The organism is Streptomyces sp. MS191 (genome assembly GCF_008042125.1).
In the GTDB taxonomy this organism is placed as follows: domain Bacteria; phylum Actinomycetota; class Actinomycetes; order Streptomycetales; family Streptomycetaceae; genus Streptomyces.
This window is the reverse complement of record NZ_RDBI01000060.1, coordinates 3,840-12,912: the sequence shown is the minus strand read 5'-3', so window position 1 is coordinate 12,912 and position 9,073 is coordinate 3,840. Positions and strand designations below refer to the sequence as shown.

At 71.2% G+C, this 9,073-nt stretch carries 7 protein-coding genes; 3 read left to right on the top strand and 4 right to left on the bottom strand.

Annotated elements, in window-relative coordinates:
* Positions 1-861, bottom strand: an 861-nt coding sequence (locus tag EAO71_RS26315) for an AMP-binding protein (RefSeq protein ID WP_187282835.1), incomplete at its 3' end; no start/stop codon positions are given.
* A gap of 631 nt (positions 862-1,492) precedes the next feature.
* Between EAO71_RS26315 and EAO71_RS26310 the strand changes: the two genes are divergently transcribed.
* Positions 1,493-2,236, top strand: a complete 744-nt coding sequence (locus EAO71_RS26310) for a maleate cis-trans isomerase family protein (RefSeq protein ID WP_147980309.1) — start codon at positions 1,493-1,495, stop codon at positions 2,234-2,236.
* Positions 2,237-2,303: 67 nt separating this feature from the next.
* Here EAO71_RS26310 and EAO71_RS26305 read toward each other — a convergent pair whose 3' ends face one another.
* Positions 2,304-3,656, bottom strand: a complete 1,353-nt coding sequence (locus EAO71_RS26305) for a flavin-containing monooxygenase (protein ID WP_147980308.1) — start codon at positions 3,654-3,656, stop codon at positions 2,304-2,306.
* Between the two features lie 254 nt (positions 3,657-3,910).
* Here EAO71_RS26305 and EAO71_RS26300 point away from each other — a divergent pair, with 254 nt between their 5' ends.
* Positions 3,911-5,662 (top strand): FAD-dependent oxidoreductase, encoded by a 1,752-nt coding sequence (locus EAO71_RS26300; RefSeq protein ID WP_147980307.1) that lies wholly within the window; start codon positions 3,911-3,913, stop codon positions 5,660-5,662.
* A complete protein-coding gene (locus EAO71_RS26295; protein WP_147980306.1) occupies positions 5,643-6,281 on the top strand; it encodes an acetoacetate decarboxylase family protein in 639 nt (212 codons plus the stop codon). The genes EAO71_RS26300 and EAO71_RS26295 overlap by 20 nt, the downstream gene beginning before the upstream one ends.
* An 82-nt stretch (positions 6,282-6,363) precedes the next feature.
* On the opposite strand, the gene EAO71_RS26290 is transcribed toward EAO71_RS26295, so the two are convergent.
* Positions 6,364-7,008 carry a TetR/AcrR family transcriptional regulator gene (locus EAO71_RS26290; protein ID WP_147980305.1) on the bottom strand — a complete coding sequence of 215 codons (645 nt, stop codon included), beginning with the start codon at positions 7,006-7,008 and terminating at the stop codon, positions 6,364-6,366.
* Positions 7,009-7,353: 345 nt separating this feature from the next.
* Positions 7,354-9,073 (bottom strand): beta-galactosidase (locus EAO71_RS26285; RefSeq protein ID WP_147980312.1); only part of this gene is annotated, 1,720 nt, incomplete at its 5' end.

Below are 9,073 nucleotides of genomic sequence, written 5' to 3'. Positions count from 1 at the left end.
GTCGTTCACGTCCTGGCCACGCCTCTCGTGCTGCCGTGCGCGGCGCTCACGCTGCGCGCGGGTCGCACCGCCCTCCTCGGGGCGTGGACCATCGCCGGAGCCCTGGTCGTGCTGGGCGCCGTCACCACTCTGCCGGGACTGCACCTGCGGCCCCGCGCCTGGGCGGACACTCTGCGGTACGCGGACGCCGCACCCGGCGCCTTCCCCGTCGCCGCCGTCCTCGCCGGTGACCTCCAGCACCCGCTGCGTTCCCGACAGCTGACTCAGCATGGCGCGGTGGGTGATCTCGACGGCCTTGGGCCGGCCGGTGGTGCCCGAGGTGTGGATCAGGGTGATGACGTCGTCGGGGCGCACGTCGCGGAGAGCCGCGGCGAGGTCGAGGGGCGCGGGCGCCAGCGCCTCCGCTTCCGCGAGGGAGAGGACACCGTCCTCGGCCGTGCCCTCGGAGCCGTCGACGGACACGAGGGAGTGCACGGCGGTGTCCGCGCAGGCGGCGCGCAGCACGGGCAGGAAGCGGCGTTCGGTGACGACGACACGGGCAGCCGTCGAGCGGAGCAGTTCGTGTATCTGGTCGGCCGGCAGGCTGTTGTACAGGGAGTAGGGCACGGCCCCCACGTGCAGGGCGGCGCAGTCGGCGACGTGGAACTCGGGCCGGTTGGTGAGCATGAGGGCCACCGGCTCGTCCCGCCGCACGTCGAGGCCGCGCAATGCCGCGGCGACGGAGGCGACGCGGTCGGCGTACTGCCTCCAGGTCAGTGCGGTGCCCTCGAGGGTGAGCAGGGCGGGCTCCCGCGGCCGTGCCGCGACCGTCCGCTGGAAGGCCTCGCAGAGGTTGGTCGGCATACTGCTCGGTGTCGTCATCTGAACTCCTCGCGCAGAAGGGGTCGTCGGAGGACTGCCGGCCGGGTCCGCTTCGCCCGGGGACGAGCGATCCGGCGGTCGGTCCGCGTCGCGGGGCGGATGCCGGTGAGAGCACGGTCGGCGAGGACGCGGGGGTCTGCTCGTCGCCTCGGTCGGTGGCGGTGGTCCTGGCGTGGCCCGGTCGCGGCAGGTGGCGACGGTGAACTGGGGCATCACGGCTCCCGCCCTGCGGCATTCCGGCGGCCGCAAGCGGAGGGGCCTCCGCACGCGGCATGACCGGGCGGTCATGTGACCGCCCGGTCATGGTGCGGCGCCTCGGGGGTCCTGTCAATGAACGAGACCGCGCCGACAGCCACGACCGGAACCACAACCGCGCCGATCCCGGGCGGAGTCGGCCTCTCCGGCCGATCGCGCCGCACATCCCGCGACGCGGAATCCGCCCCGCGACAGGACCGCGGACCGGGCCACGGCGGATCAGGGGCGACCCCGGAGGGACACCCGTTGACGATCGAGGGACCCGGTTCTAGTTTGGCGAAACACTGTTTCTTCGAAGGAAACACGACCCCATCATCGTCGGCCGCGCCCCTCGGCCCACCGCCCTCCTCACGACATCCGGACTGGAGCATGCGACGTGACCAACAGCGTGGGCCCTCGGGCCGTGTTCGGAGTGATCGTCCCGAGCACCAACACCGTCGTCGAGCACGACTACTGGGGTGCGCGAATCCCAGGCGTCGCCTATCGCGCCGGTTCGATGCACATCCCCCATCCCGTCATGGGCAGCGATCGGGACTTCGAGGCCCTGCTCGGGCAGATCCGTGCTTCCATCGACGTCGCGGTCCGCGATGTCCTGACCGCGGAACCGGACCGCATGGTGATGGGCATGTCCGCGGAGACGTTCTGGGGAGGCGTGGCCGGCAACGAGGCCTTCGAGCGCCGGCTGGTCGAGCGTACGGGGCTGCCCGTCACCACCGGCGCGAGCTCGTGCCGGGCCGCGTTGCGCGAGTTGGGCTGCCGTCGTATCGCGGTGTTCTCCCCCTACCAGCCTGTCGCCGACCGCGAGGTGGGCCGGTACTTCACGGAGGCCGGGTTCGACGTGGCCGCGATCACGGGACTGCGGTGCCCGACGGCCACGGACATCGCCCGGGTGGGGCCGGAGCTGATCCTGGACACGGTGCGCGCGCTCGACACCTCCTCCGTGGAGGCGATCGTGCAGGTCGGCACCAACCTCTCCTTCACGGCTCAGGCGGACGCCCTCGAATCCGAGTTGGGCAAGCCGGTCGTCGCGATCAACGCGGCGACCCTGTGGCACGCCCTGCGTGAGCACGGTCTGGACGATCGCGTCACCGGGATGGGACGCCTGCTCCGCGGCCACTGAGGAATCGCCGCGTGAGCCCGTCCGCGGCCGGAGCGGCGCGGTGCCGGAACCACGGGCACGACCCCGCTCATCCCCGCCCGCGGAGGACGCGGGCCCCGGCGGTTCCTGCCGACCTGCCGGCCCGGGCGCGTTCGCGGCGCAGTTCCCTCGCGTAGTCGAGGGCGTCGACCTGGATGGTGTGGCGGGCCGAGGTGACGTACCGGCTCCTGGTGCGAGCCTGGTAGGCGGCGATCTCCGCCCGCATGGCGCGCGGTGAGGGCAGAGCGCCTCTGCCCGACAGGATGTCCGCGACCCAGTGCGACTGGGCCTCGGCCAGCGGCATGATGGCGCCGAGGGGCTGGATGAGACCGATGAAGAACAGCCCGGGATGGTCGGGTGAGGCGACGCGGCGATACAGGCCGACCTCGTTGCCGGCCGGGTCGATGAGGTCCTTGGCCAGGAAGGGGAAGTCGATGTCGTAGCCCGTGCAGTAGACGACGCTGTCGATCTCCTGGTGGCTGCCGTCGTCGAACAGGGCGCGCCCTCCGTCGAATCCCGTGATCATCGGCGCGACGGTGACGTCTCCGTGGCCGATGCGCGTGAGGAGGTCGTCGGAGATGGTGGGGTGGGCGGCGAGGATCCCGTGGCCGGGTTCCGGCAGGCCGTACGCGTCGAGTCGGCCCCGGCTGATCCTCAGCAGAGCCGAGAGGCCGGCCGCCTGGACGGCGAGCGGCGCCCGGGCGAGCCATGACCCGGTGAGATGGTCGGTCGGCAGGCCGAAGAGGTACTTCGGCAGGATGTGCGCCCCTCGTCGCATCGACAGGAAGGTGCGGGTGGAGACGCGGGAGGTCTCGACCGCGATGTCGCATGCCGAGTTCCCGATGCCGAGGACGAGCACCCTGCGGTCCCGGTAGGGCTCGGGCGTCCGGTAGTGGTGGGAGTGCACCTGTGTTCCGGGAAACGAGTCCGCCCCCGGCAGCGCCGGGTCGGGGTGGCGCGGCCTCCAGTGGTGGCCGTTGGCCACCAGTACCGCGTCGTAGAGGTGCGTGGACTCCGTCCCGTCGTCCCGGCCGCGGACCGCGACCGACCACTGCCCGTCGGGGCGCTTCTCGACCCCGGTCACCTCGGCACGGAAGGTGATGGACGTCCGCAACCCGAAGTGGTCGACGAAGTCATCGAAGTAGCGGGCTATCTGAAAGTGGCTCGGGTACGTCGGGTAGTCGCCGGACATCGGATAGCAGGCGTACTCCATGACCTCACGAGAGGTGTTGATGTGCAGCGACCGGTAGGCGGAGGACATGCCGTTGTCATTCATGTAGCGCCAGTTCCCGCCGACTTCGGATCCGCTCTCGAAGCAGTCGAAGGGGATGCCCCGTTCCGACAGGACCTGGCACGCGGCGATGCCGGACGAGCCCGCTCCGATCACGCAGACACGCTTCACGTCGACCTCCCGTATGACCACCCGGTCACATGACCGGTTGGTCACAGGCTCCATTCACCCGTCCCGTCTGTCAATCACCCTGTCGGCGCCTCCCGTTCGACCCAGCCGGCGAGGGGCCGAGGGGCCGCCGCCGCATTGACACCGGCCGGAGGCGGCACCAGTATGACCAGGTGGTCACATGACCGCCCGGTCACACCGCGGGCAACTCCCCCGTGCCCGTGGTGTGCCGGCCAGGAGCCCGGGCGGGAGCCGTGATGCGGACAGCGCCACCCAGCAGCGCACCACCTCGACGTGTCGACGTCCTCGTCGTCGGCTCCGGTTTCGGCGGCAGCGTCGCCGCGCTGCGCCTGCGCGAGAAGGGCTACGAGGTCGCCGTCCTCGAAGCCGGCAGGCGCTTCGAGGACGGAGACTTCCCCCGCACCTCCTGGAAGGTGCGCGACTACCTCTTCGCCCCGCGGCTCGGATGTCGCGGCATCCTGCGCATGACTCTGCTCGGCAGGGTCCTGGTCCTGACGGGAGCCGGCGTCGGCGGCGGGTCCCTGGGGTACGCGAACACCCTCTACGACCCACCCGAGGCCTTCTACGGCGGCACGGACTGGGCCTCGATCACCGACTGGAAGCGGGAGCTCGCGCCCTACTACGATCAGGCCCGCCGCATGCTGGGAGTGACCGTCAACCCACTCATGACACCTGCCGACCGACTCCTCAAGGACGCCGCGCAGGAGATGGGCCGCGCACACACCTTTCGACCCGCACCCGTGGGGGTGCACTTCGGACCGCCCCGGACCGCGCCCGGGACACGCACACCCGACCCCTACTTCGGCGGGGCGGGACCGGAACGGTCGACCTGCCTTCACTGCGGCCAGTGCATGACGGGCTGCCGCCACGGGGCGAAGAACACCCTCCCGAAGAACTACCTGGGCCTGGCGGAGCGGGCCGGCGTGACCGTCTGTCCCGAACGCACGGTCGTCGGCATCCGCCGCACTTCCGCCGGCTGGGACGTCACGTCGACCCGAACCGGCCGGCCCGGGCGCACCCGTCACACGACGACCGCCCGGCATGTCGTCCTCGCCGCCGGCGCCCTCGGCACCCAGCGCCTCCTCCACAAGCTGCGGTCCACCGGCGCCCTCACCGAACTCTCACCACGCCTCGGGCACCTGACCCGGACCAATTCGGAGGCACTCCTCGCCGTCCGCTCCCCGCGCGCGGACGCCGACTTCACGCAGGGCGTGGCCATCACCTCCTCCGTGCACCTGGACGATGCCACCCACGTCGAACCCGTCCGCTACGGCCCGGGCAGCGACCTGCTCGCTCTGCTGGGCGCGCCCCTGACGGACCCGGTCCCCGGCCGGTCGCGGCTCCTGTCGGGTCTGGCCCAGATGGCGAGGAACGTGTCGCTCCTGCCGGCCCTCCACCGCCCGCGACGCTGGGCGAGACAGACCGTCGTGCTGCTGGTCATGCAGTCGGCGGACAACTCCCTCACCACGTTCCTGCGCAAGGGGCTCTTCGGATCCCGCCTGTCCAGCCGCCCCGGCGACGGCCCGCCCAGCCCCACGTGGATTCCGGCCGGCCACGAACTGGCGCGCACCGCGGCACGGCAGAACGGCTCCCTGCCCTGCGGCACATGGGCCGACCTCCTCGACATCCCCTCCACCGGCCATCTCATCGGAGGGTGCGTCATGGGCGAGACGCCCGAGCGAGGTGTCGTGGACCCCTACCACCGGCTGCACGGGCATCCCGGACTTCACGTCATCGACGGCTCGACCATCTCGGCCAACCTCGGAGTGAACCCCTCGCTGACCATCGCCGCACTCGCCGAGCGGGCCATCGCCCTGTGGCCCAATCGCGGCGGGACCGATCCGCGGCCCGAGCCGGGCACGCCCTACCGACACGTGGCTCCCGTGCCGCCCGCCCATCCGGCCGTACCCGAGCACGCCGTGGGCCGGCTGAGCCTCGTGCCGCACCCCCTGGACGAGGAGGAGTCCGATGCCGACCTACCCACCTGAGCCCTGGCATCTCGCCGGTCAGATGTTCCTGTCCCTGTGGGTCGTCCCGAGACGTCGACTGCCGGTGCTGCCGGACGCCGTCAAGCCTCTGACCGTGGCGGGCAGAGCCGTCATCGGCGGCGCGTGGGTGGTGTACGAACGCGACAGCGTCCTGCACTACAACGAACTCCTGACCGCGGTCCTGGTCCGCGACGGGCTGCGGCCGCGCGTCACCATCACGGACATCTGGGTGGACAGCGAGCAGTCCCGAGACGGTGGTCGCCGACTGTGGGGCATCCCCAAGGACATGGCGCGCTTCGACATCACGCGGGACGCACGGATCACTTTCGCCGCATCCGAGCGCACCCCCCTGGCCTCGGCCGCCTTCCACGTCAGGCATCGGCTGCCCGGCCGGTGGCCTGCCTCGTACCAGGTGTGCCAGGACCTCGACGGCCGGCTCAAGACGAGCCCGGTACGCTCCCGAAGCACCCTGCGCCTTGCCYGGGGCGTGTGGGAGGTCCCCGCGCGCAGCGCCGTCCCTCTCCCCGCCCGGCCCCCCACGGTCAGTCTCGCCCTGGAGGACTTCACCCTCACGTTCGGCGCCGGCGAATCGGCTCGCTCCTCTCGCCTGTCCTCCTAGAACGTGTCACGAAAGTCCCGCCCGAGTGAGCGTGCGGGATCCGTCGGATTCCGCACGCCGCCGCCCACGTCTGCTCCGGTGGTCACCCCGCCTGAAAGCTGCCGAYGACGGGCCGGACCAGCCGCTCGATCGCGGCGCGACGCGTGCTCCGGTCTCCCTTGGGCAGGACCACGGGCCCCGTCACCGCCGGGAAGAACGGCGCCAGCGCGACGTGCGGCAGCAGCAGCAGGAGCAGGGACAGGAGCGCGTCCACATCCGCGTCCGGACGAAGGTGCCCTGCTGCCTGCGCACGTTCGAGCAGTGGGCGGAGACCGAGGAGGTAGAGCTCCTGGACGGGCTCCAGGACGGCCTGACGCACGAGCGGGTCGATCTCCATGTTGGTCGCGGCGGTCACGCCGCGCTCCAGCGGATTCCTCTCGAAGTAGTCGACCCATGCGTCCATGGCCGCTACGAGGTGCGCGTCGAAGGCGACCGTTCCGTCGTAGTCGTCGAGCCACGGACGCATGGCGTCGAAGATGCGCAGCGAGGTCTGCTCGGCCACGTAGGTGAAGAGGTCCAGCTTCCCGGAGAAGTACTGGAAGAGAGAGCCCTTCGCCACACCCGCTTCGCGGGCGATGACGTTGAGACTGCCGGTGGAGTAGCCATGGGTGCCGAATTCGTCCATCGCGGCGACCAGCACTCGTTCGCGGCGCTCCGGCGAAAGATGCGACCAGGTGGTGGTGGGCATGGACACTCCCCGAGATGACCGGGCGGCTGGCTGACCGCCCGGTCATGATCAGGTGTGGGACGAGTGGCTGTCAACGCACGCCGAAGCGGTGACGCGTCCCGTCGGGGAGCCCCCGGAGCCGAGCTGGCTGCCACATCGGGGCAGTCGACGGTGGGCGCGGCGCCGGTACCGGCTTCCGCGGGGCCGGCCGGTTGTCGCCCACGGATACGAGCACGGAAGTCCCCGCGCTCACTCCGGTCCTGGTCCTGACCGACGTGCGTTGCGCGGGCCTCGTCGGAGACGTGTCCGAGAGCCCGGGCCGCCCCGCGCCACGGCCTGATCCGGCTCTCGGGCAGCTGTTCACGCCTACTCCCGCACGATGACCACGTCGCCCGCGCCCAGCCGGCACTTCCCTTCGTAGCTCAGGCCGCTGATCATGTCCGTGCCCCGTGCGGGTACGGTGACCGCCTCGTCCAGGTGGTTGATCAGGAACAGGAAGCTCCCCCCTGCGCTCGTGCGCCGCCGTACCGCTTCCACACCCACCGGTACGTCTGCCGCGGGCCGGGCACCCGCCGCTCGGCAGAACGCCTCGATGGTCCGGCGCAGCACGGCGGGTTCCGGATGGGTGGCGAGGTATCCCGCGGTTCCCGCGGCCACCGGGTTGTGGGTGATGGCGGGTTCACCCGCCGCTGGTGCGCCGGCGGCGCCTGGGGCGAAGCGGAGTGTCGCGGCTGCGCTGTGCAGGACCAGGCGCTCGGCCCATGTGTGTGCCGCGGAGCCGTCGGCCAGGGCGATGCGGTCCGTGGGGCGCACGGGCAGGTACTCGTCGACGGTCAGGCCGAGGAGGTCGCGGAAGGCTCCCGGCTGGGGTCCTGGTCGGACGTGGTCGTTGACGTCCACGACGCCGCTGAAGGCTCCGACGAGGAGGTGTCCCCCACCTCGTGCGTAGGAGTGCAGGTTTTCGGCGTCGTCGTCGGTGACGAGGTAGAGACTCGGCGCGAGTACGGCGCGGTAGGCGGTGAGGTCGGAGCCGGGCGGGACGATGTCGCAGGTGTGTCCGAGGGACCACAGCGCCTCGTACCAGGAGTGGACGAGGTCCAGGTAGCGCAGGTGGGAGGAGGGGCGGGCGTCGAGTTCCAGTGCCCACCAGGCGTGCCAGTCGAACACGAGGGCGATGTGTGCGTCGACGGTGGATCCGCGGATGTCGGTCAGGGCGCGCAGGTGCCGGCCGAGACGCGTGACTTCTCGCCAGGTGCTGCTCTGGGTCCCGTTGTGGGGAAGCATGGCGGAGTGCCATTTCTCGGCTCCGGCCTTGGCCTGCCTCCACTGGAAGAACATGACGGAGTCCGCCCCCCGGGCGATGTGGGCCAGGCTGTTGCGGCGCATCTCGCCGGGCTTTTTGGCAACGTTGACGGGCTGCCAGTTGACGGCTGAGGTGGAGTGCTCCATGAGCATCCAGGGGGCGCCGGAGGCCATGCCGCGGGCCAGGTCGGCGTTGAGCGCCAGGCCGATGTGGGCCTGTGGGTCGGCGGCGGTGAGGTAGTGGTCGACCGAGACGACGTCGCACTGCTCGGCGAAGGCGAACCCGTCGATCTTCTTCTCCAGCGTGCCCATGAGGTTGGTGGTCAGGGGCGTGTCCGGGGCGTGCTCGCGGATGAGGGCGCTCTCGGTCCGGTGGCGTCGCAGCAGGGCGTCGGAGGAGAAGCGCTGGTAGTCGAGGTCCTGGGTGGGGTTGACGAACGCGGGTGTGTCGCGGGGCGGCTGGATCTCCTGCCAGTCGCCGTAGCGCTGGCTCCAGAAGTCGGTGCCCCATGCGGCGTTCAGCCCGTCGAGGGTCTCGTAGCGCTCCCGCAGCCAGAGGCGGAACGCGGTGGCGCTGACATCGCAGTAGCAGAGGGCGTTGTGGTTGCCCCATTCGTTGTGGACGTGCCACAGGACCACGGCCGGGTGGTCGGCGTACCGCTGTGCGAGGCGGCGCACGATGCGGTCGGCGGCGTGGGCGTAGTCGGGGTTGCTGGGGCAGAAGACCTGGCGGGAGCCGGGTACCTGGCGGGTGCCTGTCCGGGTGACCGGGAGGGATTCCGGG